Genomic DNA, 23719 nt, shown 5'->3' with positions numbered 1-23719 from the left:
CGCCCGGCGGCCGCGGGCCGCGGCTCCGGGCACGCCCTAGCGGTTCCCGTCGGCGGGCTGGACGGTCTGCGCGGGTGCCGTCGGCCCGGTGGTCTGCGGCGCACCCGGGGTGAGGACGAACAGCAGGACCAGGAGGCCGGCCGTGACGGCCGCGATCAGCCCGCAGGCGACCCACGGCTTCCAGCCGCCCAGTCCGGGGTCGGCGGGCGCGTCGGGGTCCCCGAAGGATTCCAGGCGGTCTGCGAGCTCGGGCTCCTCCTCGCTGAGCCGCCGCTCGATCTCCTCCAGGATTCTCTGTTCGTGTTCTCTCAGGGACATGGCAGCACCCTCCTTCAGCGGCCGGGGGAAGGACTACGTCGCCACCGGGTGTCCTACAGTCTCCCCAGCGGAGCAGGAGGATATCCCGGGTTCCGCGGGTTTTCCCGGCCCGTGCACGGCCCCGCAGGCCGCCGCCGCACGGCGTCGCGGCTGCCGGTCACCCGGGGTAGCATTCGACCTCGGCGGCCTTGACCCCGGCCCACACGCCGTCCCCGCGGGCCAGGCCCAGTTCGGCCAGGGCGGCGGGGCTGATGTCGGCGGCCAGGTCGAGCGGACCCGTCAGGTGCACCCGCACCTGGTCGCCGAACCGCTCCACGCCGTCGACCGCCAGTTCCCACAGGTTGCGCGGGCTGCCGTCGGGGGGCCGCCGGTAGAGGGCGACCGCCCGGGGCGGGAACGCCACCAGCGCGGGTCCGCGGTGCGCCTCGTGCACCTCCACCACCGCCCCGCCGTCCAGGGCGACCGCCGTGCCGTCAGCGCTGCCGCGGAACAGGTTGAGCCCCACCAGCCGGGCCACGTAGGGGGTGCGGGGGCGGCGGGCCACCTCGGCGGGCGCGCCCTCCTGGACCACCCGGCCGTCCTCGACGACGGCGATGCGGTCGGCCAGCACCATGGCGTCCAACGGATCGTGGGTGACCAGCACCGTCGCCCCGTCGAACTCCTCCAGCATGCGGCGCAGCCTGCCGCGGACGCGGATACGGGTGCTGACGTCCAGGGCGGCCATGGGCTCGTCCAGCAGCAGCAGGCGGGGGCGCACCGCCAGGGCGCGGGCCAGCGCCACCCGCTGGGCCTGCCCTCCGGACAGGTCCCGGGGCCGGGAGCGGGCGTGCCCGGCCAGGTCCATGTGGTCGAGCAGTTCGGCGGCGCGGGCCCGGGCGTCGGCCTTGGACGCCCCCTGGCAGCGGGGCCCGAAAGCGACGTTGTCCAGGGCGCTCATGTGCTGGAACAGCAGGTAGTCCTGGAAGACCACCCCGATGGGCCGCCGCTCCACCGGGGTGCGGGTGTGGTCGTCGCCGTCCACCCGCACATGCCCGGCGGTGAGCGGGAGCAGCCCGGCCAGGGCGCGAAGCGCCGAGGACTTGCCCGCGCCGTTGGGACCGAGCAGGGCCAGCACCTCGCCGGCCGCCGCGGACAGGGAGACGTCCAGTTCGAAGTCGCCGCGGTGCAGACGAAGGTCGGCGGAGAGCACGCTCATGCCGTGTTCACCCATTTCTCGCGCAGGGTGGCCAGCACGGCCAGGGACACCAGGAGCAGGACGAGGCTGAGCACGATCGCGGCCTCGGGGTCGCGCTGCATGGCCATGTACACGGCCAGGGGCATGGTCCGGGTGGTGCCGGGGAAGTTCCCGGCGAAGGTGATGGTGGCCCCGAACTCGCCCAGGGCGCGGGCCCAGCACAGGATCGCCCCGGCCCCGATGCCGGGGAGCACCATGGGCAGGGTGACGCGGGTGAACACGGTGACCCGTCCGGCGCCCAGGGTCGCCGCGGCCTCCTCGTAGCGCCGGTCGGCGCCGCGCAGGGCCCCCTCGACGCTGATCACCAGGAACGGCATGGCCACGAACACCTGGGCCAGCACCACGGCCGCGGACGTGAAGGGGACGGTGATCCCGAACCAGGCGTCCAGGTACCGCCCGATCAGGCCGTTGCGGCCCAGCACCAGCAGCAGGGCGACACCGCCCACGACGGGCGGGATGACCAGGGGCACGGTGACCAGGGCGCGCACGAGCCGGCGCCCGGGGAACCCGGTGCGCGCCAGCAGCCAGGCCAGCGGTACCCCCAGGACCAGGCAGACGAGGGTCGCGACGGTGGCGGTGGACAGCGACAGCCACAGGGCGGCCAGCACCTCGGGCTCGGTGACCCGGCGGCCCATCTCGGACCAGGGCGCGCGCACGACCAGCCCCAGCAGGGGCAGGACGAGGAAGGCGACGCCGACCAGGGCGGGCAGGAGCAGCGGCCAGGGCGGGCGCCCCGACCGGGCCCGCAGGACCGGCCCGGCCCGACCGGGAGCGCGGGTCACGGGGTACCGAACCCGGCTTCGGCGAGGGCGGCCGTCCCGTCCTCGGACAGCACCAGGTCGATCCATTCGGCGGCCAGGTCGGGCCGGGGGGCGTCGGCGAGCAGGCCGATCGGGTAGTCGTTGACGGCCGCCTCCGCCTCGGGGAAGGGGATGCCGGTGACGGCGTCCCCGGCGGCGACCACGTCGGTCCGGTAGACGAGTCCGGCGTCGACCTCTCCCAGTTCGACCTTGGTGAGGACGGCGCGGACGTCCTCCTCGTAGGTGACGGGCGTGATGTCGAGTCCGGCGGCGGCCAGGGCGGTGGCGGTGGCCGCGCCGCACGGGACCTCCTCGGCGCAGAACGCAACGGACACTCCGTCCGCGGCCAGGTCGTCGAGGTCCTGGATCCCGGCGGGGTCGTCGGCGGGGACGGCGATCTGCAGGGTGTTGGTGGCGAAGACCGCGCCCTCCCGGCCGTGCTCCGCGGCCCACCCGCGGTCCAGCCCCTCCCCCCCGACGACCTGGTCCATGGTGGCGGTGTTCGCCGCGGCGAACACGTCGGCGGGGGCGCCGGAGCCGATCTGGGCGGCCAGCTCGCTGCTGCCCGCGAAGTTGAACACGACCTCCACCCCGGGGTTGCGCGCCTCGAACTCCTCCGCCAGGCCCTCGAAGACGTCGGTGAGGGAGGCGGCGGCGAAGACGGTGAGCCTTCCGGTGGGGCCCTCCGTCGCTGCGGGACCGCTGTCCTCGCCCGCGCAGGCGGTGAGGGCCAGCGTCGCGGCGGCCAGTGCCGCGGTGAGTCGCAGGGGGGCGTCACGCATGGTGTCCTCCGTCGGATTCGACGATCACGTTCGTGGACTTGACCACGGCCGTGGCGGTGCTGCCGATCTCCAGGCCGAGTTCGTCGGCGGCCTCGCGGCTCATCAGCGAGACGATGCGGTGCGGTCCCGCCTGGATCTCCACCTGCGCCATGACGGTGTCGCGGACGATCCCGGTGACCAGTCCGCGGAAGCGGTTGCGCGCGGAGGAGCGGTGGCGGTCGGGGTCCTGGTGGGACCCGTCGCGCATGAAGGCGGCCAGGTCGGCCCCGTCGATGAGGCGGCGGCCGGAGGCGTCGCGGGTGGCGCCGAGGCGTCCGGAGTCGACCCAGCGGCGCACGGTGTCGGCGCTGACGCCGAGCAGTTCGGCGGCCTCGCTGATCTGGAAGGTGGGCATGGGAGGAATCTACCGCTCGCATCTGCGATGGTGTTAGCCCTTTCTGGCTAGTGGATCATAACTTTCTCCCCGCTGGAGGGCCGTGTTCGTGAGACGATCCTCCAACTTGCCCCCCCGCCCCCCGGGGACTCACGACCACGGCAGCGACATCAGCAGCCCCACCGTGAAGACCGCCCCGATCGCCACGAGGAGGATCACCCCGATCACCGGGCTCTCCCCGTTCCACGTCTCCGCCCCGGCCCCGAGCCGGTGCAGGAGCGTCGTGTCCGCCGGGTGGGCGGCATCTCGGCGGGCAGGCGGCGTGTCGGGGCCGTCCGGACCGGCGTGGCCTTCGGGCGGGGCGGGCGCGGCCGCCCCTGCCCAGAGCGGTCCAGAATGTGCCCGGGGGTGGGCCGCGCCTCGGGGTCCTTGTCCCAGCACTCGATGATCAGGCCTGCCGCGTCCTCGGGGACCCCGATGAGCGCGGGTGCGGGCCCGATGAGGCGGCGCACCGTGGCCGCCATCGACTCCGCGGCGAACGGATTGACCCCCGTCGCCGCGAAGGCCGGCACTGTACCCGGTGAGAACACGTCCGAAGGCGGACCCGCCCGCTGCCCCTCGGTCTGCTCCGGCGACATGTAGGGCGGTGTGCCGAGCACCGCACCCGTCGCCGTCAGGTTCGTGGTGTCCAGCGGCCTGGCGATCCCCAAGTCGATGATCCGCGGGCCGTCCTGCGCCAGGATGATGTTCCCCGGTTCCAGGTCCCGGTGCACCGGCCCGGCCCCGTGTACGGCCGCGAGCCCCTCCGCCAGGCCCAAGGCGAGGGAGCGCAGCGCCCCCGGCTCCAGGAGCCCCGATCCTGGACGGCCTCGTCCAGGGACGGGCCCTCGATGTACGCGGTGGCGATCCACGGCAGCGGGGCGTCCGGGTCGGCGTCCACCACCTGTGCCGTATGGAATCCGCCCACCCGGCGCGCGGCCTCCGCCTCCAGGGCGAACCGGGCCCGGAACCCGTCGTCCTTCACGTACTCGGGACGGATCACCTCGACCACGATCCGTCGGCCGGACGGCGTCTGGGCCAGGTGCACCTGGCCCGTGCCGCCCGCACCCGGGCGGTGGGTCGGACGGTAACGGCCGATGTGTTCGGGGTCCACGGACAGCAGGGGGTCCACGTCGTCGCTTTCCACCCGGGGCAGGGGGGTGATCGTTCCGGTGTGCGAAAAGCGATTATGTCAGCAACGCACGGCGGCCCCCGGCCCGGAAGGGCCGGGGGCCGCGGCCGGTCCCGGTCAGCCGCGCGGGTCGGCGACCTCGCCGACGGGCCCCTGCGCGCGGTAGTCGTCCAGGGCGGTGACCGCGTACACGGCGTCGTCCCCCGCCCCGGTGTCGGTGAACCCGGTGGTGCCGGTCACGCCGACGAGGTTGGCCGGGGTGAGCTCCTCGCACACCGTCGCGTCCCCGGCCTCGGCCGCCGCGGCGGGCAGCCGGTAGACGGCGTAGAAGCGGGCGCCCTCGGCGGCGTCCCAGCGCACCTCGACCCCGTCGTCCCCGGCGCGGGCCGACACCCCCGCGACGGCGCCCACCCGGGCCTCCTCCTCGCCCGAGTCGGTGCGCGGCGGCAGCGCCGGGTCGGCGTAGTGCACGCCGAGCAGGTCGTCGACCGCCGCCGGGTTCTCGCGCAGGCTCCTGATGGAGAAGTAGACGTCGCCGTCGACCTGCTCCATCCCGCCCGAGTAGTCGAGCTGGGTGGAGAGCGCGTCGTCGCCGGTCCACCCGTCCTCGCCCAGGCGGTAGGCGGCCTGGCCGATGTACAGGTCCACCCCGGTCCCCTCGACCTCGTTCGCCCACCAGTCGGCGAGCGCCTCGTAGTCGGCCGTGCCGAACCCGCGCTCCCAGTACAGCTGGGGGGCGACGTAGTCGACGGTGCCCTCCCGGATCCAGGTGCGGGTGTCGGCGTACTGGGCGTCGTAGGACTGGAGCCCGGAGCTGGGCGACCCGGTGGGGTCGGTGGCCTGGTTTCGCCAGATGCCGAACGGGGAGACGCCGAAGCTCACCCAGGGCTTGCTCTCCCCGATGGCGCCGTGCACGTCGCGCATGAGCTGGTCGACGTTGTCCCGCCGCCAGTCCCCGCGGTCGTCGAAGTCGCCGCCGTGCGCCTCCCAGGAGGCGTCGTCGTCGAACTCCTCGCCGTCCTTGGGGTAGGGGTAGAAGAAGTCGTCGAAGTGGACGCCGTCGATGTCGTAGCGCTCGACCACGTCCATGATGACGCCGGTGACCCACTCCCGGACCTCCGGGTTGCCGGGATCCACATAGGCCTCGGTCCCGTAGTCCACCAGCCACTCGGGGTTGCGCTTCACCGGGTGGTCGTCCACCAGGTTCTCGATGTCGGGCTCCTGCAGACCGACCCGGTAGGGGTTGAACCAGGCGTGCAGCTCCAGGCCGCGCTCGTGCGCCCGGGCCACCGCGTACTCCAGCGGGTCGTAGCCGGGGTCGCCGCCCTGCTCGCCGGTGAGGTAGCGGGCCCAGGGCTCCCGGTCCGAGGCGTAGACGGCGTCGGCGGTCGGCCGCACGTGAAGGAACACGGCGTTGAGGCCCATGGCGACGGCGTCGTCGAGGTAGGCGTCCAGTTCGGCCTGCTGCTCGGCGGCGGGCAGGCCGGGCTCGGAGGGCCAGTCGATGTTGCGGACGGTGGTGAGCCAGGCGCCGCGCATCCGCCGCTCGGAGTCGGCCGCGCACAGCGCCTCCGCGGCGCGCACGGAGCCGCCGGCACCGCCGTCGCCGTTGCGGCTGCCGCTCGCACCGTCGCCGGGCGCTCCCCCGGGGGCGCCCGCGGCGCATCCGGCGAGCAGGACGGCGAACGCGGCGACCGCGGTCGCCCACCGCGCGGCGCGCGGTGCGGTCGCGGCCCGTGCCACAGAACCCTTCAAAGCAGCGTCTCCTCTGGAAGCGGGGCGGCGCCCACCCCCGGAGCGCCGTGCCGTGGACCAGACTAGATGACAATGTCAATTTTCAGACACGATTCCGCCAAGCTGTGGACAACCTCGCACAAACTCCGGCAAGGGAACATCTCCTCAGGTCAATGCGTCACCCGGAACCCCCACGGTTTCACCGGTCCCGGGTTATGGAAAGCGCCGGAACGCCGCCCCGGCTCCCCGGCGCGGGGCTTGACCCCGGCCGCCCGGCCGTCCCGTCCCGGCCTGTCCGGGTTGTCGGGCGACCTAGACTCGAGTGTCGTGAACGCCGCTGTGTGCCCTCCCAAGCTCTTCGTCCGGACCGTGCCGCTGCGCGGCGGCGCCGGCTCCCTGGTGCGCCGCCTGCCCGCCGGAACCCCGCTGGCCTGGCTGACCGGCGACAGCGGCCTGGTCGGCTGGGGAGAGGCCGCCCGGTGGAGCCTGGACGCCGAGCCGGAGGGCACCGAGCCCACCGACACCACCCGCTTCACCGAGGCCGCACGCTGGCTCACCGGGCTGCTGGAACAGGCCGAGGTCGAGGACGCGGTGGGCGTGCCGGGTACCGGCGCCGTCGCCTTCGGCACGTTCACCTTCGCGCCGGTCTCCGCGGGTTCCACGATGGTGGTCCCCCGGGTCCTGCTGGGCCGCCGCAACGGCCGCACCTGGCTGACGACCATCACCGACGAGCCCGGCGTCCACCCCGAGGAACTGCTCTACCCGGCCCCCGCCCCGCGCCCGATCGGCCCCCTCTCCTGGAGCACCGGGGAGCTCACCGCCCGCGAGTGGGGCGACGCCGTCGCCGGCGCCGTCGCGCGCATCCGCGCCGGGGAGCTCGACAAGACCGTGCTGGCCCGCGACATCGTGGCCCGCGCCGACTCCCCCATCGACGTGCGCACCCTGCTGGAGCGGTTGAACGACCGCTACCCGCAGTGCTTCACGTTCTCGGTGGCGGGCATGGTCGGCGCCACCCCCGAGCTGCTGCTGCGCCGGGAGGGAGAGGAGCTGTCCTCGCTGGTGCTGGCGGGGACCCGTCCGCGCGGCGCCGACGAGGACGAGGACAGGAGGCTCGCGGAGGAACTGATGTCCTCGGCCAAGGACGTGGAGGAGCACGGGCTGGCGGTGGACTCTCTGCGCGACGCGCTCGCCCCGCTGGCCGAGGAGCTGGTGGTCCCCGCCTGGCCTCACCTGCTCCGGCTGGCCAACGTCCAGCACCTGGCCACCCGCGCGCACGCCAGGATGCGGCCGGGGGTGTCGGCGCTGGACGCGGTGGCCGCCCTGCACCCCACGGCGGCCGTGGGCGGCACCCCGAGGGCCACGGCGATGCGGCTGATCGACGAGGTGGAGGGCATGGACCGCGGCGGTTACGCCGGACCGGTCGGCTGGGTGGACGGCGCGGGCAACTCCGAGTGGGGCATCGCCCTGCGCAGTGCGTACGTCGACGGGTCCACGGCCCGGCTGTTCGCCGGGTGCGGGATCGTCGCCGGATCCGAGCCGGAGTCGGAGATCGCCGAGACCGAGTCCAAGTTCCGGCCGGTGCGCGAGGCCCTCACCGACGGGTGAACGGGTCCGCACCCCGGAGCGCGGAACGGGAAACCGGCGTGTAACACGTCCGGTATACCGTCATGCCATGCGCATCGACTTCGTGGCCTGGGACGATCCTGACGCAGCCGGGCTCCGCGCCCGCCAGCGCGCCGAGATCGCCGAACGGTACGGCACCCCCGACTCCGAGCCGGGAACACCCCCGTCCGCCTCCGACATCGCCGTGTTCGCGCTGGCCAGGACCGCCGACGGCACCGCCGTGGCGTGCGGCGGTCTGCGCGACCTGGGTCCGGACGAGGGCGGCGAGGTCAAGCGGATGTACGTCCTGCCCGGGAGCCGGGGGTCGGGCGCGGCCGCCCGGCTGCTGGCCGCCCTGGAGGAGTGGGCCCTGGAACAGGGCTGGAAGCGCCTGCGGTTGGAGACCGGCGACCGCCAGCCCGACGCCGTGCGCTTCTACACCAAGGCCGGGTACACCCCGGTGGAGCCCTTCGGCGCCTACGCCGGCTCGCCCTCCTCCCTGTGCTTCGGCAAGGTCCTTTAGAGCCCGTCCCGTTCGGGTCCCCGGCGGCCTGTCCGGGTGTCGACGGTGGAACGGCCGGTGGTGCCCGAGGCGCCCACCCGGCCCCGGGACGGTGCGGACGCGGCGGCCGCCGCGTCCGCCGCGGTCATCTTCGTCGCCACCGGCGGCTGCACCCGGGCCCGGCACTCACCGGGGTCCGGCCCCTCCGGGTCCACCGCGCACCGGCGCTTCACCGGCCCGCGCCCGGGCCCCACCGGTTCGTGCGCGGCCCGGGCGGTCCCGCGGATGCCGTCGGCACGGTCGCCGGCGACGCCGCCACCACCGGGCCGGGGCACCGGGGAGCCGAACGGGACGAGCCCCCACGGGCTCCGGACACGAACCGGCCCCGGGACTCCCCCACGACGGAGATCCCGGGGCCGGTGGCCGTCGGTACCGGTTACCGGCCTACCGGAACGTTCCCCTTGTGCCAGATGCAGACCACCGACGGGCGCGGGAAGTCGCCGTCGGGCCACACGCTGGTGGGGGCCTCGAAGGTGCCGTCCTCACCGGGGTGCTGCGGGGCGAGGAACACCGTCTTGCCGTCCTCGGTGATGAACGGGCCGCAGGCCTCGGCGTCCACCGGCACGGTCGCGAAGGTCTTCAGCTCGCCGCGGAAGCGCCCCTCGACCGGCATGACGTACAGGCCGTCGTTGATCCCCAGGGCGCCGGGCTGGCCGTCGGTGGAGATCCACAGGTTGCCGTCGTTGTCGAAGGTGACGTTGTCGGGCGCGGAGATCGGCATGACCTTGGACTTGTCGTAGCCCGCGTAGTAGGTGTCCTCGTCCTCGGGGTTCCCGCAGACCAGGGGCACGTTCCAGGCGAACGCCTCGGCGGCGGCGTCGCCGTTGTGCTCGATGATCTCGAGGATGTGGCCGTGCTTGTTGGGGCCGCGCGGGTTGGGCTCGTCGGCCTGGCCCGGCTCGCGGGCGGAGTTGTTGGTGAGGGCCACGTACACCTTGCCGGTGACGGGGCTGGCCTCGACGTCCTCGGGGCGGTCCATCTTGGTCGCCCCGGCGGCGTCGGCCGCCAGACGGGTGTGGATGAGCACCTCGGCCACGCTGAACCCGTCGACGAAGCTCGTGGTGTCGCTGGTCAGCGGGATCCAGTCGCCGTAGCCGTCGAACTCGCCGTCGGCGGGCAGGGCGCCGGACCCGTCGATCTCCTCCTCCGGGCTGTTGCCGGTGAGGCGGGCGACGAAGAGCGTGCCGGTGTCCAGCAGGGTGAGGTTGTGGCGCGTGTCGCCCTCGCGGAACTTCTTCGCGCTGACGAACTTGTAGATGTAGTCGAAGCGCTCGTCGTCGCCCATGTAGGCGACCGCGCGGCCGTCGGCGGCGAGGCGGACGGTGGCGCCCTCGTGCTTGAAGCGGCCCAGCATGGTGCGCTTGGCCGGCGGCGCGGAGGGGTCGAGGGGGTCGGTCTCGACGATCCAGCCGAAGCGGTTGGCCTCGTTCGGGTGGCGGGAGAGGTCGAAGCGCTCCTCCACCCGGTCCCAGCGGCGGCCGGAGGCGCCGGTGCCCAGACCGTAGCGGGAGTACTCCCGGGTGGCCGGGGCGCCGCCGAAGTACTGGTTGAAGTTCTCCTCGCCGCTGAGGAACGTGCCCCAGGGGGTGTAGCCGCCGGCGCAGTTGTTGAGCATGCCGCGCACGGTGGTCCCGGTGGGGTCCTCCGCGGTCTTGAGCAGGTCGTGCCCGGCGGCCGGGCCGGTGAGGGTGAACGGGGTGTCGGTGGTGATCCGCCGGTTGTAGCGCCGCTCGCCCCCGGCCAGGCGCCACTGGCCGGTGCGGCCCACGCGCTCGACCTCGACGATGGAGCCGCCGTGGGCGGCCATGGCGATCCGGATCTGCTCGGGAGTCGCCGAGGCACCGTTCCGGTAACCCCGGAACATGAGGTTCTCGTTGGTGTACTCGTGGTTCACCCACAGCAGGCCGCGGTTCTCGTCGAGCTGGTGCAGACCGACGTAGTCGCAGTTGTATCCGAACTGCAGGGCCTGCGCCTCGGCGGTCTGGTTCTCGATGTCGAACTCGGGGGCGCCGGGCAGGACGGGGTCGCCCCAGCGGACGATGACGTGCTGGTCGTACCCGTTGGGGATGGTGACCTTGTCGTCGTTGTTGGGCAGGACGCTCTTGAAGGTGGGGCGGGGGGCCGGCTTGGGACGGTCGGGGCCGCGGTCCGCGGCGGCCGGGACGGCCATGCCCAGGGCACCGACTCCGGCGCCGACCGCGGCGGCGCCCAGCATCGAGCGGCGGGAGAGCGCCTTGGCGAAGATGTCACCGAAGTAGGCGTTGTCGCTGGTGTTGGGGGCGGGGTGGAAGCAGGCGTCTCCGCAGCGCAGTTCACAGGTTCTGCGGGAGCGGCCGCCTCCGACCATGCCGATGAGCGGCAGCGAGCGACGGTGGGGCGCGGATTCGGGCACACCTTCTCCTTGGGGATCGTGGTTTCCCCCGGGCGGCTCCACCCTGGTACGGGGCTGGGGCGGGCCGAGCGGGGTCGCGGCGGGTGGGGTGGTCCCACCGGTCGCTCTCGACCTTGGCCGAGGTTCCACACGCACGGGTGAAACCGAGGTGAACGCGCCTACAACTCCCGTCCAGCGCTGCGTTCATCACCGTGCGCTTCCACGTGAACACACAACATCGGTTCTCGTTCGCGATGATCCATCCCGCGGGCCACCGGGTCCAGACTCCACGCCCGGAGCCCTTTCCCGGCCCCTCTCCGCGCCTGTGCCCGGATCCTCCGCCCCTATGCCTTCTCCTTGCTGCGGCCGACCGGGACCACCATCGGCCCGCCGGTGACGGGGTCCTCGACCACGACGGCCTCCAGGCCGAACGCCTCGCGCAGCAGGGCGGGGGTGAGCACCTCGGCGGGGGGGCCGGAGGCCAGCACCCGGCCCTCGCGCATGGCGATGACCGTGTCGGCGTAGCGGGCGGCGAGGTTGAGGTCGTGCAGGACCATGACGATGGTGCGCCCGCCCTCGGCGTGGAGCTCGCGCACCAGGTCGAGCACGTCCACCTGGTGCACCAGGTCCAGGAAGGTCGTGGGCTCGTCGAGCAGGAGCAGGTCGGTGCCCTGGGCCAGGACCATGGAGATCCAGGCGCGCTGGCGCTGGCCGCCGGACAGCTCCGACAGCGGGGCGTCGGCCAGCTCGGCCAGACCGGTCAGCTCCAGCGCCCGGGCGACCGCCTCGTGGTCGTCGCCCGACCACTGCCGGTACCAGCGCTGGGCCGGGTGGCGGCCGCGGGCGACCAGGTCGGCGACGGTGAGCCCGTCGGGGGCGGTGGGCTGCTGGGGCAGTACGCCCAGCACCCGGGCGACCTCGCGGGTGGGCGTGCGGTGGATGTCCCGGCCGTCCAGTTCCACCAGCCCCGACCTGGGGCGCATCAGCCGTCCCAGGGCGCGCAGCATCGTGGACTTGCCGCACCCGTTGGGGCCGATGACGCACGTGATGGTGCCCTCGACGATGTCGGCGTCCAGGCCGTCGACGATGACGCGGTCGTCGTAGGCCAGGGTCAGCCCGCGGGCGCTCAGGCGCGCCGGGGCCGTGGAGGGTGCGGCCTCGGTACGGGTGGGCTGCGGAGCGGTCATGCTTGGGTCCTCCGGTTGGCGCGGACGAGCAGGTAGATGAGGTACAGCGCGCCCAGGCAGCCGGTGACGACGCCGACCGGCAGCTGGATGTTGTCGAGGGCGGTGCGGGCCAGCAGGTCGGCCCCGCTGGCCAGGGCGGCGCCGACCAGGGCCGACAGCAGTACGGGCGGCCGGGAGGTGCCCGGGCCTGCCAGGCGCAGGGCGATCTGCGGGCAGGCCAGGGACACGAACAGGATCGGTCCGGCGGCGGCGGTGCCGAAGGCGGCCAGCAGCACCGCCAGGACCAGCATGGCGGTGCGGGCGCGCTCCAGGTCCACGCCCAGGCCGCGCACCACGTCGTCGTCGTAGGCCAGGGCGTCAAGGGTGCGCGAGGCTGCCAGGGCGAGCGGCAGCAGCACCACCAGGGCCGCGGCCACCGGGGCGGCGTGCTCCCAGGTGCGCATGCTGAGGCTTCCGGCGACCCAGACCATGGCCCGGCCGGTGTCGGTGACCTCTCCCAGGGTGAGCAGCCACAGGGTGAGGTTCATGAGGATGGTGGAGATGCCCACGCCCACGAGCAGCAGCCGGTAGCCGTCGACGCCGCCCCGCCTGGCCAGGGTGTAGCACAGCATCCCGGCGGCCAGCCCGCCGGCCAGGGCGACGGCGGGGACCCCCAGGGAGGACAGCGGGCCGCCCCCGGTGAGGATGCCGTAGCTGCCGCCGAACGCCAGGACGGCGACCACGCCCGCACTGGCCCCGTGGGTGACGCCGAGCAGGTCGGGGCTGGCCAGCGGGTTGCGCATGATGGTCTGGGTGACGGCTCCGGCGGCGGCCAGGGCCGCTCCGGCGAGCATGCCCACCACCACGCGGGGCATCCGCACCCGCCACACCGTGAAGTAGTGCTCGTAGTCGGTGCCGATGATGTGCGCCCACACCTGGGCGGGGGCCAGCGGGGTCCGGCCCAGCGACAGGTTGAGGGCGAGCAGGACGGTGAGGGCGGCCAGGGTCGCCAGGCACACGGCGACCAGGCGCGGGCGCAGCCGCAGGGCGACCGGTCCCAGGCGCAGGGCCGGACGGCTGCGGCGCAGCCGGGCGCGCACCTGTGCGCGTTCGGGGGCGAGGGATGTCATAGCGCGAGGAGTCTCCTGCGGCGGACGATGTAGATGAAGAAGGGCGCCCCGACCAGGGCGAGCACGATGCCGACCTGGAGCTCGCCGGGCGGGGCCAGGAAGCGGCCCAGCACGTCGGCGGCCAGCAGGAGGATCGCGCCCATGAGGGCGGAGTAGGGCAGCAGCCACCGGTGGTCGGCGCCGACGATGCCGCGGGCCAGGTGGGGCACGACCAGGCCGACGAACGCGATGGGGCCGCAGGCGGCGACGGTGATACCGGTGAGCAGGGTGATCGCGCTCAGGCCCACGATCCGGGCCCGGCCGACCCGGTGTCCCAGGGCCTTGGCCGTGTCCTCGCCCAGCGCCAGGGCGTTGAGCGCGCCGGTGTTGGCCAGGCCCAGCAGGGTTCCGGCGGCGACGACGACCAGCATGGGGAGCAGGATCTCGGAGTCGCGGCCGACCAGGGACCCCACCCGCCAGAACCGGAAGTCGTCCATCGTGGAGCGGTCCAGCAGGACCAGCCCGGACACCACCGAGTAGGCCAGCCAGCTCACCGCGGTCCCCGCCAGCGCCAGGGTGACGGGAGTGGGGCCGCGCCCCGGGACGGACCCGATGAGGTAGACCACGACGACCGCGGCCCCCGCCCCGGCGAAGGCGAGCCAGGCCTGGGCGTACAGGGCGGTGATGTCGAACAGCGCGATGCCCAGGACCACGGCCAGGGCGGCGCCGAAGGTGACGCCGAGGATGCTGGGGTCGCCCAGGGGGTTGCGGGTGTGGCCCTGCATGAGGGCGCCGGCCAGCCCCAGGGAGACACCGGCCATGATCCCCAGCGCGGTGCGGGGCAGGCGGATGTCGTTGACGATGATGTCGGCCTCGGCCCCGGCGGTGGAGGTGAGCGCCTGCCAGACGGTGTCGGGGCTCAGGGCGCGGGCGCCGATCAGGACGCTGGCCAGTGACGCCGCGCACAGCAGCAGGACGAGGGCCGCCAGCCCGGCGAGGCGGCGGCCCCGGCGGGCGGCGACCGCGGTGTCCGCAGACGCCGCCGGAGCGGGGGGGACCGCGTTACCGGGGGGCGGCCCGGAGGTGTCGTGCACCCGGACTCCTATCATGACGAAGGCCAGGCGAACCTAACTTAGGTTTGCCTAGCCGTATCTGGATGATCTAAGTTTGCCACGTCCCGGCCTGGAACGACACACCGCCCTGCCGTCCGCACACCCCCCGAGTCCCCTCCCGGACCCGGCGCGTTCCCCGACCTGATGGAGCCCCTGAATGACCCTGCCCACCCGGCCGCGTCGACTGACCCTGCCGACCGTCGCGGCGACCGCCGCCGTGGCGATGCTGACCGCCTGCGGAGCCGGCGGCCCCGAGGGGAACCCCGACGCCGTCAACGAGCCCAGCGACGGCTACCCCCGCACGGTGGAGCACTTCCTGGGCTCGACCGAGCTCCCCGCCGCCCCCGGGCGGGTCCTGCCGCTGGACGCCGCCTTCGTGGACTCCACCCTGGCGCTGGGCGGCAACGTGGTGGGCTTCACCACCTTCGCCGAGGACACCGAGTCTCTCCCCGACTACCTGCTGGACAGCGACTGGAACGTCGGCACCGCCGACGAGGCCGTCCCGGTGGGCCTGCTGTGGGAGGTCGACCCCGAGGCGGTGGCCGCCACCGACCCGGACCTGATCCTGTCGGCCCAGGTCCGCCACGGCGACGGGTACGAGCAGTTCTCCGAGGTCGCCCCGACCGTCATGTCGGAGACCACCGGCGCCACGTGGAAGGAGAACCTGGTCCTGACCGGCGCCGCCCTGGACGCCGAGGAGGAGGCCGAGCGCCTGGTCGCCGAGTTCGAGGAGCGCGCCGCCGCCCTGGGCGAGGCGATCGTGGAGGCCAACGGCGGCGAGGCGCCGACCGTGTCCGCGGTCCGTTTCGCCGGCGACGCCGACGGCGTGCGCCTGTACACCCCGCAGTCCTACATCGGCGTGATCCTGGAGGACGTGGGCCTGGAGCCGGGCCCGGGTGTGGACACCGAATCCGAGGAGATCGTCACCTACCACAGCCAGGAGCGCCTGCTCGACCTGGACGCCGACCACCTCTTCGTCGCCACCTACGACGACGGCGGTGCCGACGGCGTGCAGGAGAGCAAGGAGGAGTACATGTCCGCTCCGCTGTGGGGCGAGCTGACCGGTGAGATCACCGAGGTGAACGACGAGTACTGGATCTCCGGCGTGGGCCTGATCGCCGCGCACGAGGTCCTGGACGACCTCGCCGAGATCTTCGGCGTCGACCCCCAGCGGTAACCCGCCCTCAGTCCCGCCCGAACGGGTGCGCGGCGTCCGCGGACGCCGCGCACCCGTGCCCCGCGCGCTCCCGTCGCCGTGTACCGCTTGGAGACCCCCGTGGAACCGCCCCGCTCCTTCGAGCACGCCCCCTGCCTGGACGCCGACCGGATCCCCGCCCCCGTGCGGGCGGCGGCGCTGGAGCTGGCCTCCGGGACGGGGGCGGGCTATGTCTACGACCCGGCACTGGCCGCCGACCGGGCCCGCACGCTGCGCAAGGCGCTGCCGGGCTGGGCCCGGGTGTACTTCGCGGTCAAGGCCAACGGGTTCGAGCCGGTGCTGGCGCACCTGGCCGAGGCCGTGGACGGGTTCGAGGCGGCCTCGCTGCGCGAGGCCCGCGCCTCGCTGGCGGCGCTGCGCGAGCGGCGCGGTGGCCCGGGCGGGCGGATCGCGGTGAGCGGCCCGGGCAAGACGCCCGAGCTGCTGGGGGGACTGGCGGTGTTGCGCGCCGAGCGCGGCGCCGATGTCGTGGTGAACCTGGAGAGCGTGCTGGAGGCGCACCGGGCCTCGGCGGCGGCACTCGCCGCGGGCACCGTGCTGCCGGTGACGATCCGGGTCAACCCGGCCGGGGTCCCGGTGAGCGGTTCCCTGGTGATGGGCGGCACCCCGGGCCCGTTCGGGATCCCCGAGGCCGAGGTGCCCGCCGCGGTGGCGGCGGTGCGGGAGCTGCCGGGGCTGGACCTGGCGGGATTCCACGTGCACGCGGTGAGCGGCAACACCGACGCCGCGGCGCACGCCGCCTACGTGCTGTGGTGCCTGGAGTGGGCGCGCGACACGGCGGACCGGCACGGGGTGGACCTGCGCACGGTGGACGTGGGCGGCGGCCTCGGCGTGCCGTTCGAGGCGGGCGGGGACGACTTCGACCTGGAGGGGTTCGGCGCCGCGCTGGCGGCCGTCCCGGACCCGGGGGTGGAGGTGGTGTTCGAACCGGGCCGGTGGATCGGCGCCCCGGCGGGCTGGTACGCGGTCCGGGTGACGGACGTGAAGGCGGCCTACGGCGGGACCTTCGCGGTGGTCCGCGGCGGCATCAACCACTTCCAGCTGCCCACGTCGTGGGAGATCCGGCACAACTTCGCGGTGCTGGAGGGCGGCCCGTGGCCGGACGGCGTGCCCCGGCCGCAGGCCCGGGGGGCGTCGGTGACGGTGTCGGGCGAGCTGTGCACCCCCGAGGACGTGCTGGCCAGGGACGTGCGGGTGGCCTCAGTGCGCGCCGGCGACGTGCTGGTCTTCCCCAACGCGGGCGCGTACGGGTTCGAGTTCGCCATGCCCGCGTTCCTGGGCCATCCCGCGGCGGTCCGCACCACCGTGGACTCCCGGCTGCCCTGAGCGCCTGTGTCGGGGGACACACATGCCCCCCTTGACACCTCTTAGGTTAGCCTGCCCTAATTGATGCGGTCGCGAGGCGCGACCGCGCCCGCCCCCGCCGCCGTCTTCCCGAACAAGGAGTCCCACCGTGTCCGCCTCCTCCGCTCCCACGGCCGCCCCGGCCCCCATCACCTGGCGGATCGAGAACCTCACCGGAGCCGACGTCCTCGCCGATCCCTCCCCCTGGGTGGCGGCCTACGAGGAGGTGTACGCGCGCGACCTCCACCTGCCGGACCACCGGGACCCGACCTTCGCCGAACGCCTCGCCTTCAGCGCCGGGCGGGACGGCTTCCGCCTCACCTCCTGCCACGCCGACGGGGCCCTGGCCGGCTTCGCCTACGGGTACACCCTGCCCGAGACCACCGGCTGGTGGAACGGCTTCACCCCGCTGCCCGGCCTGGACGCGGACGAGCTCACCACCGAGTACCCGGGCCGCACCTTCGCCCTGTGCGAGGCCCTCGTCACCGAGCCGTTCCGCGGCGGCGGCGTCGTGGAGCGCGCCTTCCCCTTCCTCGTCCAGGGCCGCCCGGAGGAGCGCGTCGCCGGACTGGTCGCCAGGACCAACGACCACGCCCTGGCCCTGGTCCTGCGCAACGGCTGGACCCACGTCGGCGACGTCGAGCCCCACCCGGGCTGGCGCCGCCACCACGCCCTGCTCATGCCCCTGCGCTGACCCCCGCCCCGGGGCGCCCCGCCCCGACCGTGCCCCGCCCCCGCCCCGGCGGCTCCGGGACCCGCGGCCCCCACCGCCCCCGCACACCCCACCGACCGGGCCCCGCGGCCCGGGACTCCCCCACCCCCGCCCTCGTCCGCGCGCGTCCCGAACCGCCTCGGAGAGAGAACAGGAGCCCGACGCCCATGACCATCACTCCCGGTGGCGACACCGTGACCTGGGGCACCGGCGGCCTCACCGTCCCCACCGACGCCTCCGCCCTGCTGCCCGACGCGCTGGCCGGGGCCCCCGGCGGCCCCGAGACCGTGGCCGCCCTCATGGCGGCCGCCGCCGAGGTCCTGGACTCGGCCCGCGACGAACGCGGCGGCCCGCTGCCCGCCCGCACACCGCACGAGGTGGCCGAGGCGGTCCGGGCCGCCCTGGGCCCGCTGTCCGCCGCCCCCGAAGGCGACCGGCACGCCCCCGACACGGCCCAGCGGGTCCTGGACCGGCTCACGCACACCCTGGCCGTGAACGCCGCCGACCCGTCCCACCCCCGCTGCGCCGCCCACCTGCACTGCCCACCGCTGGCCGTGGCGGTGGCCGCCGACGCCGTCGCCTCCGTCCTCAACCAGTCCCTGGACTCCTGGGACCAGGCGCCCGCGGCGACCGCCATGGAGACCCAGGTCATCGGCGAGCTCGCCGGCCTGGCCGGGTACGACCCCGCGACCGCGGGCGGCGTGGTCACCTCCGGCGGCACCGAATCCAACCTGACCGCGCTGCTGCTGGCCCGCGACCACGCCCTCGCCGGACCCGAGCACGACCCCGTCCGCCACGGGGTGGCCCGGGCGGCCGCCGGAGCCCGCCCGCGCATCCTGTGCGGGGCCGCCGCCCACTTCTCCGTCCAGCGCTCGGCCGCCCTGCTGGGCCTGGGCGAGGACGCCGTCGTCACCGTCGACGTGGACGCCCAGCACCGGATGCGCCCGCGCGCCCTGCGCGAGGCCCTGGACGCCCTGCGCGCCGACGGCGACATCCCCGTCGCGATCGTCGCCACCGCGGGCACCACCGACCTGGGCGGCATCGACTCCCTGGGCGCCGTCGCCCACATCGCCCGCGAGTACGGGGTGTGGCTGCACGTGGACGCCGCCTACGGCGGCGGCCTGCTGTTCTCCCGCAGGCTGCGCGGCCTGCTCGCCGGACTGGGCCGGGCCCACTCGGTCGGCCTGGACCTGCACAAGCTCGGCTGGCAGCCGGTGGCCGCCGGGGTCCTGCTCACCCGCGAACGCGCCCTGTTCGCACCGCTGTCCCGCTCGGTGGACTACCTCAACCCCGCCGACGACGAGGAGGCGGGCTACCCCAGCCTGCTCGGCTACTCGCTGCGCACCACCCGCCGCGCCGACGTGTTCAAGATCGCCGTCACCCTGCGGGTCCTGGGCACCGACGGGCTGGGCCGCCTCGTGGACGCCTGCCGCGACCTGACCCTGCGCACCGCCGCCGGGGTCACCGCCCACCCGAGGCTCCAACTGGCGGCCGCGCCCTCCCTGACCACCGTGGTGTTCCGCTACGACGCCGGGGCCGACTCCGACGAGGTCAACGCCCGGCTGCGCCGCCGCCTGCTGGAGGAGGGCCGGGCCGTGGTCGGCCGGACCCGGATCGACGGCCGGGTGTGGCTCAAGCTCACGCTGCTCAACCCCGCCACCACCGCCGAGGACACCGCCGCACTGCTCGCCGAGGTCGTCGCCGCGGGCGACACCGAACTCTCCGCCCTGAAGGAGTCCCGTTGACCACCACCCCCCGGCCCCCGGCCGCCGCGACCCAGGACACGGTGTACGACCTGGTGGGCATCGGCCTGGGCCCCTTCAACCTGGCCCTGGCCGCCCTGGCCGACGGTGTTCCCGGCCTCACCGCCCGCTTCCTGGAGGCACGGCCCGGCTTCTCCTGGCACCCCGGCCTGCTGCTGGAGGGCGCCCGGCTCCAGGTGCCGTTCCTCGCCGACCTGGTGAGCCTGGTCGATCCCACCAGCCCCTGGTCGTTCCTGTCCTACCTGCGCGAGCACGACCGGCTGTTCCCGTTCTACTTCTCCGAGCACTTCCACGTGCCGCGCCGGGAGTACGACGACTACTGCCGCTGGGTCGCCCGCTCCCTGGACTCGTGCCGGTTCGACGCCCGGGTGGGCGCCGTCCACCACGAGGACGGCGTGTTCACCGTGGAGCACACCGACGCCGCCGGGACCGTCACCCGCACCCGCGGGCGCGCCCTGGTCCTGGGCATCGGCACCGAGCCGGTGCTGCCCGAGCCGCTGCGCCCCCTGGTGGGCGAGCGGGTGTTCCACGCCGCCGACTACCTCGACCGCGCCGCCCTCCTGGACGGGGTGGACGACATCACCGTCCTGGGCTCGGGCCAGTCCGGCGCCGAGGTCTTCCTGGACCTGCTGCGCTCCCCCGCCCACCGCGGCACCGCCGTGCACTGGCTGACCCGCTCGCCGGCGTTCGCGCCGATGGAGTACTCCAAGCTCGGCCTGGAGCACTTCACCCCCGACTACACCCGCTACTTCCACGCCCTCCCCCAGGAGACCAAGGACCGGGTGGTCCCCGCCCAGTGGCAGCTGTACAAGGGCATCAGCGGCGACACCATCGCCGAGATCCACGACGTGCTCTACGAGCGCGGCATCGCCGGCGCCGACCCGGGCGTGAGCCTGCGCGCCCAGTGCGAGCTGCTGGCCGCCGAGGCCGACGGCGACGGGTTCGCCCTGCGGTTCCGCCACCGCGAGCAGGACACCGAGTTCACCGTCCGCACCGGCGCGGTGATCGCCGCCTCCGGGTACGCCCAGCGCTCCCCCGACTTCCTGGCGCCCATCGCCAAGCTCATCGAGACCGACGACCGGGGCCGCCCGTTCATCGACGAGAACCTGCGCCTGGCCACCGATCCGACGCTCACCGCACCCGTCCACGTGCAGAACGCCGAACTGCACACCCACGGCGTGGGCGCCCCCGACCTGGGGCTGGGCGCCTGGCGGGCGGCCGTCATCCTCAACGGGATCACCGGGCGCACCGTGTACCGGCTGCCCGAGCGGACGGCGTTCACGTCGTTCGGCGCCCCGGCCGGGGCGCGACGGTGAGCGGGGCCTCGTTCCGTCGGCTGTACCTGCTGGTCATCCTGCTCCACCTGGTGAGCGACGTGGCGCTGAGCCCGTTCTACCCGCAGCTGTTCGAGCGGTTGTTCGGGGTCACCGACCCGGCCGCGACCGGCGTGTACATCTGGGTGTGCCGGGTGACCGCGCTCGTGGCCATGCCGCTGTGGGGACTGGTCGCCCGCCGCTTCTCGCTGTCGTCCCTGGTGCTGGGTTCGCTGGGGGCCGCGGCGGTGCTGGAGCTGGTGCTGGCCGTCTCGCCGACCTATCCGGTGTTCCTGGTGGTGTCGGCGGTGCAGGTGGCGGTGACGATGGCGTTCACCCTGGCCTACCCGGCGTTCGTGGGCACCGGTACCGACCGGGTCCGCGACGTCACCGTGTTCGCCTACATGATCAACGGCGGCACGGTGGTGGCCACCCTCATCGGCGCCGGGATCATGGCCCTGCCCCAGCCCCGGTGGGGCATCGCCGCCTGCGCGCTGCTGTACGTGGCGCTGGCGGTGCTGTGCCACCGCAGGCTGCCCGGGGGCGGCGGCGGACCGGCCGTCTCCGACGGCGCCGAGCACGCGCCCGCCGGGACGCGGGGCGCAGCCCCGCGGCGGGGAGCGGTGCTCGCGATCGCCGCGGTGAGCGCCGTCGTGCTGGCGGTCGAGACCGCCCGGCTGGTCGTGCGCCCGTTCTTCACCCTCTACGCGGAGGACGGCGGCGTCGGCCCCACGGCCGCCGCCGTCCTCTTCCTCCTCCCGCAGGTGGCCGTGCTGGCGGTGCTGCCGCTGGCCGGACGGGCGCACACCCTGCTGGGCCGGGCGCTGCTGCCGGCGGCGTGCCTGCTGGCGGCGGCCGGGCTGGCCGGGCAGTTCCTCACCGTCGACCCGGCCCTGCTGGCAGTGGGCCGGGTGGTCTTCGGCATCGGCCTGGGGCTGGGGCACGTGGCCCTGGACCTGCGGGTGTTCGCCGTGACCGGCACGGACGGGCCGGCGTTCTCGGCCGTGGCCACCGTACGGGTGGCCGCGACCCTGGTCAGCCCGGTGGCCGCCACCGCACTGGCCGGCGCCGGGACGGGGCTGCCGCTGCTGGCCGGGGCCGGGCTGTTCGCCGCGCTCGCGCTGCTGCTGTCGCTCCCGGCCCGGACCCCGCGCGCCCCGGACCCGCCGCCCGACACCCCCGACGCCTCCGACGACCCGACCGCGCACCGCACCGAAAGTCCGCACCATGTCTGAGAACGCACAGTCCACCCGCGACGCCGACCTGTGGCGCCGGGCCGGGAGCCGCCTGCTCGCCCACATGGTGGGCGAGATGGCCTACGAGGAGATGATCACCCCCGAACCCGTCTCCGGGGCGCCCGGCGGCTCCCCCGCGTGGCGGCTGCCCGTGGACGGAGGGGTCGCCTACGCCTTCACCGCCCGGCGCGGCGGCTTCGGGTCCTGGCACGTGGACCCCGGTTCCTTCGTCCGCACCGACGCCGGGGGCTCCGAGCCCGCCTGGGACCCCACCCGGTTCGTCACCGACGCACAGAAGACCGTGGGCCTGCCCGGCGACTCCCTGGCCGAGGTGGTGCGCGACCTGCTGGCCACCCACACCGCCGACGCCCGCCTGCTGGCAGCCGCCCTGCCCGCCGCGGCCCTGGCCGACCTGCCCTACGAGGACCTGGAGGGGTACCAGACCGGCCACCCCTGCATCTTCGTCAACAAGGGCCGCCTCGGGTTCTCCGCCGGCGACGCCGCCCGCTACACCCCCGAGGCCCGCGGCGCGTTCCGCCTGGTGTGGATCGCCGTCCACCCCGACCTGGGCGGGTTCCAGGCCATGGCGGGCACCGACCGGGCCTCCCTGGTGGCCGCCGAGATCGACGGGGACCAGCGGGAGGAGTTCGCCGAACGGATCCGCTCCCGCGGCGGCGACCCCGACGCCTACCTGTGGATCCCCGTCCACCCCTTCCAGTGGGACGAGGTGGTCGCCCCGCTGTTCGCCGGGGAGATCGCCCTGGGCCGGGTGGTGCGCCTGGGTGAGAGCCGCGACCGCTACCGCCCCTTCCAGTCCATCCGCACCCTGATGAACCTGGACCGGCCCGACCGGCTCAACGTCAAGGTCCCCCTGATGATCCGCAACACCCTGGTCTGGCGCGGGCTCTCGGGCACCCAGACCGGCTGTGCCCCGCACACCAGCACCTGGCTGCGCGACCTCGCCGAACGCGACGCCTACTTCGCCGAGACGGGGGTCGTGATGCTCGCCGAGCGCGCCTCGGCGACCGTCCCGCACCCGGTGTTCGCGCGGATGCCGCAGGCCCCGTACCGGTTCCACGAACTGCTGGGCACCATCTGGCGCGAGCCGATCCACCACCACCTGCGTGAGGGCGAGCGCGCCCGCACCATGGCCTGCCTGCTGCTGCGCGGTTCCGACGGCCGCCCCCTGGTCGCCGAGCTCATCGAGCGCTCCGGGCTGGGGGCGCAGGCCTGGCTGGAGCGGTTCGTCGCCGCCCTGTTCCCGCCGGTGCTGCACTACCTGTACCGGTACGGGGCGTCCTTCACCCCGCACGGGGAGAACGTGGTGCTCATCATGGACGAGAACGAGGTCCCGGTGCGCATCGCCCTGAAGGACTTCGGGTCCGACGTGGAGCTGCTCCCCTTCGACCTGCCCGAGTACGCCGAGATCCCCGAGCACGTGCGGTCGGTGCTGCACCGCTGGAAGCCCGAGGAGCTCGCCCACTCGGTACTGTCCGCGATCTGCGCCGGGCACCTGCGCTTCCTCGCCGACATCGTCGAGCACGACCTCGGGGTGCCCGGGGAGCGGTTGTGGGCGCTGGCCCGCGCCCAGGTGCTCGCCTACCACGCGCGCTTCCCGGAGCTGGCCGAGCGGTTCGCCTGGTTCGACCTGCTGGCCCCGAAGGTGGGCCGGGTGGCCCTCAACCGCGAGCAGCTCATGGGCGGCGGGTTCCACGAGCGCGCCGAGCGCGACGCGGAGTTCGACGTCATGCACGGCCTGGTCGACAACCCGCTGGCCGTGCCCGGGGAGGGGGAGTGAACGA

20 protein-coding genes are annotated in these 23719 nt (G+C 74.5%); 9 read left to right on the top strand and 11 right to left on the bottom strand.

Going from position 1 to position 23719, the window contains the following annotated elements:
* Positions 1-36 precede the first annotated feature (36 nt).
* The 7 genes from ACSUPR_RS27765 to ACSUPR_RS27735 all read right to left on the bottom strand — a co-directional run bounded on the left by ACSUPR_RS27765 (position 37) and on the right by ACSUPR_RS27735 (position 6433).
* Entirely contained in the window at positions 37-318 is a 282-nt protein-coding gene (locus ACSUPR_RS27765; RefSeq protein WP_436887830.1) for a DUF3040 domain-containing protein, read from the bottom strand.
* A gap of 157 nt (positions 319-475) precedes the next feature.
* On the bottom strand, positions 476-1513 hold the full coding sequence (locus ACSUPR_RS27760; RefSeq protein ID WP_436887828.1) for a sulfate/molybdate ABC transporter ATP-binding protein: 1038 nt from the start codon (positions 1511-1513) through the stop codon (positions 476-478).
* The gene (locus tag ACSUPR_RS27755) at positions 1510-2334 is read right to left on the bottom strand and encodes an ABC transporter permease (RefSeq protein WP_436887826.1); all 825 of its coding nucleotides are present in this window, start codon (positions 2332-2334) and stop codon (positions 1510-1512) included. Before ACSUPR_RS27755 ends, ACSUPR_RS27760 begins: the two co-directional genes overlap by 4 nt.
* Positions 2331-3134, bottom strand: coding sequence for a molybdate ABC transporter substrate-binding protein (gene modA, locus ACSUPR_RS27750; RefSeq protein ID WP_436887825.1), 804 nt, complete (start codon positions 3132-3134; stop codon positions 2331-2333). Before modA ends, ACSUPR_RS27755 begins: the two co-directional genes overlap by 4 nt.
* Entirely contained in the window at positions 3127-3528 is a 402-nt protein-coding gene (locus ACSUPR_RS27745) for a TOBE domain-containing protein (RefSeq protein ID WP_436887823.1), read from the bottom strand. The genes modA and ACSUPR_RS27745 overlap by 8 nt, the downstream gene beginning before the upstream one ends.
* Before the next feature lie 203 nt (positions 3529-3731).
* A complete protein-coding gene (locus tag ACSUPR_RS27740) occupies positions 3732-4418 on the bottom strand; it encodes a serine/threonine-protein kinase (RefSeq protein WP_436887821.1) in 687 nt (228 codons plus the stop codon).
* A 377-nt stretch (positions 4419-4795) separates the two neighbouring features.
* On the bottom strand, positions 4796-6433 hold the full coding sequence (locus ACSUPR_RS27735; protein WP_436887819.1) for a glycoside hydrolase family 10 protein: 1638 nt from the start codon (positions 6431-6433) through the stop codon (positions 4796-4798).
* A 306-nt stretch (positions 6434-6739) separates the two neighbouring features.
* Between ACSUPR_RS27735 and ACSUPR_RS27730 the strand changes: the two genes are divergently transcribed.
* A complete protein-coding gene (locus ACSUPR_RS27730) occupies positions 6740-8017 on the top strand; it encodes an isochorismate synthase (RefSeq protein ID WP_436887817.1) in 1278 nt (425 codons plus the stop codon).
* A 67-nt stretch (positions 8018-8084) separates the two neighbouring features.
* Positions 8085-8537, top strand: a complete 453-nt coding sequence (locus tag ACSUPR_RS27725; RefSeq protein WP_436887815.1) for a GNAT family N-acetyltransferase — start codon at positions 8085-8087, stop codon at positions 8535-8537.
* A gap of 415 nt (positions 8538-8952) precedes the next feature.
* Here ACSUPR_RS27725 and ACSUPR_RS27720 read toward each other — a convergent pair whose 3' ends face one another.
* The 4 genes from ACSUPR_RS27720 to ACSUPR_RS27705 form a co-directional block, all read right to left on the bottom strand.
* Positions 8953-10968: a PhoX family protein gene (locus tag ACSUPR_RS27720; RefSeq protein ID WP_436887813.1), complete on the bottom strand. Its 2016-nt coding sequence runs from the start codon at positions 10966-10968 to the stop codon at positions 8953-8955.
* A 323-nt stretch (positions 10969-11291) separates the two neighbouring features.
* Positions 11292-12134, bottom strand: coding sequence for an ABC transporter ATP-binding protein (locus tag ACSUPR_RS27715; RefSeq protein ID WP_436887811.1), 843 nt, complete (start codon positions 12132-12134; stop codon positions 11292-11294).
* Positions 12131-13243, bottom strand: coding sequence for a FecCD family ABC transporter permease (locus tag ACSUPR_RS27710; RefSeq protein WP_436887810.1), 1113 nt, complete (start codon positions 13241-13243; stop codon positions 12131-12133). Before ACSUPR_RS27710 ends, ACSUPR_RS27715 begins: the two co-directional genes overlap by 4 nt.
* The gene (locus ACSUPR_RS27705) at positions 13240-14316 is read right to left on the bottom strand and encodes a FecCD family ABC transporter permease (protein ID WP_436887809.1); all 1077 of its coding nucleotides are present in this window, start codon (positions 14314-14316) and stop codon (positions 13240-13242) included. Before ACSUPR_RS27705 ends, ACSUPR_RS27710 begins: the two co-directional genes overlap by 4 nt.
* Positions 14317-14491: 175 nt before the next feature.
* Between ACSUPR_RS27705 and ACSUPR_RS27700 the strand changes: the two genes are divergently transcribed.
* The 7 genes from ACSUPR_RS27700 (at position 14492) to ACSUPR_RS27670 (ending at position 23715) form a co-directional block, all read left to right on the top strand.
* Positions 14492-15511, top strand: coding sequence for an ABC transporter substrate-binding protein (locus tag ACSUPR_RS27700; protein WP_436887807.1), 1020 nt, complete (start codon positions 14492-14494; stop codon positions 15509-15511).
* A 99-nt stretch (positions 15512-15610) separates the two neighbouring features.
* Positions 15611-16876 (top strand): alanine racemase, encoded by a 1266-nt coding sequence (locus ACSUPR_RS27695; RefSeq protein ID WP_436887805.1) that lies wholly within the window; start codon positions 15611-15613, stop codon positions 16874-16876.
* Between the two features lie 127 nt (positions 16877-17003).
* Positions 17004-17588, top strand: a complete 585-nt coding sequence (locus ACSUPR_RS27690; protein ID WP_436887804.1) for a GNAT family N-acetyltransferase — start codon at positions 17004-17006, stop codon at positions 17586-17588.
* 185 nt (positions 17589-17773) lie between these two features.
* The gene (locus tag ACSUPR_RS27685) at positions 17774-19351 is read left to right on the top strand and encodes a pyridoxal phosphate-dependent decarboxylase family protein (RefSeq protein ID WP_436887802.1); all 1578 of its coding nucleotides are present in this window, start codon (positions 17774-17776) and stop codon (positions 19349-19351) included.
* On the top strand, positions 19348-20685 hold the full coding sequence (locus tag ACSUPR_RS27680) for a lysine N(6)-hydroxylase/L-ornithine N(5)-oxygenase family protein (protein ID WP_436887800.1): 1338 nt from the start codon (positions 19348-19350) through the stop codon (positions 20683-20685). Before ACSUPR_RS27685 ends, ACSUPR_RS27680 begins: the two co-directional genes overlap by 4 nt.
* Positions 20682-21917, top strand: a complete 1236-nt coding sequence (locus ACSUPR_RS27675) for a hypothetical protein (RefSeq protein WP_436887798.1) — start codon at positions 20682-20684, stop codon at positions 21915-21917. The genes ACSUPR_RS27680 and ACSUPR_RS27675 overlap by 4 nt, the downstream gene beginning before the upstream one ends.
* Positions 21910-23715: an IucA/IucC family protein gene (locus ACSUPR_RS27670; RefSeq protein WP_436887796.1), complete on the top strand. Its 1806-nt coding sequence runs from the start codon at positions 21910-21912 to the stop codon at positions 23713-23715. The genes ACSUPR_RS27675 and ACSUPR_RS27670 overlap by 8 nt, the downstream gene beginning before the upstream one ends.
* Positions 23716-23719 lie beyond the last annotated feature (4 nt).

Origin of the sequence: Nocardiopsis dassonvillei, assembly GCF_964273065.1 — a bacterium.
Taxonomy (GTDB): Bacteria; Actinomycetota; Actinomycetes; order Streptosporangiales; family Streptosporangiaceae; genus Nocardiopsis; species Nocardiopsis dassonvillei_B.
This window is presented reverse-complemented; position numbering and strand designations above follow the sequence as displayed.

Excerpts from the sequence above, each read along its gene's own strand:
- ACSUPR_RS27765 (WP_436887830.1), bottom strand. The coding sequence starts at position 318 with ATGTCCCTGAGAGAACACGAACAGAGAATCCTGGAGGAGATCGAGCGG.
- ACSUPR_RS27760 (WP_436887828.1), bottom strand. The coding sequence starts at position 1,513 with ATGAGCGTGCTCTCCGCCGACCTTCGTCTGCACCGCGGCGACTTCGAA.
- modA (WP_436887825.1), bottom strand. The coding sequence starts at position 3,134 with ATGCGTGACGCCCCCCTGCGACTCACCGCGGCACTGGCCGCCGCGACG.
- ACSUPR_RS27745 (WP_436887823.1), bottom strand. The coding sequence starts at position 3,528 with ATGCCCACCTTCCAGATCAGCGAGGCCGCCGAACTGCTCGGCGTCAGC.
- ACSUPR_RS27725 (WP_436887815.1), top strand. The coding sequence starts at position 8,085 with ATGCGCATCGACTTCGTGGCCTGGGACGATCCTGACGCAGCCGGGCTC.
- ACSUPR_RS27715 (WP_436887811.1), bottom strand. The coding sequence starts at position 12,134 with ATGACCGCTCCGCAGCCCACCCGTACCGAGGCCGCACCCTCCACGGCC.
- ACSUPR_RS27710 (WP_436887810.1), bottom strand. The coding sequence starts at position 13,243 with ATGACATCCCTCGCCCCCGAACGCGCACAGGTGCGCGCCCGGCTGCGC.
- ACSUPR_RS27700 (WP_436887807.1), top strand. The coding sequence starts at position 14,492 with ATGACCCTGCCCACCCGGCCGCGTCGACTGACCCTGCCGACCGTCGCG.
- ACSUPR_RS27685 (WP_436887802.1), top strand. The coding sequence starts at position 17,774 with ATGACCATCACTCCCGGTGGCGACACCGTGACCTGGGGCACCGGCGGC.
- ACSUPR_RS27670 (WP_436887796.1), top strand. The coding sequence starts at position 21,910 with ATGTCTGAGAACGCACAGTCCACCCGCGACGCCGACCTGTGGCGCCGG.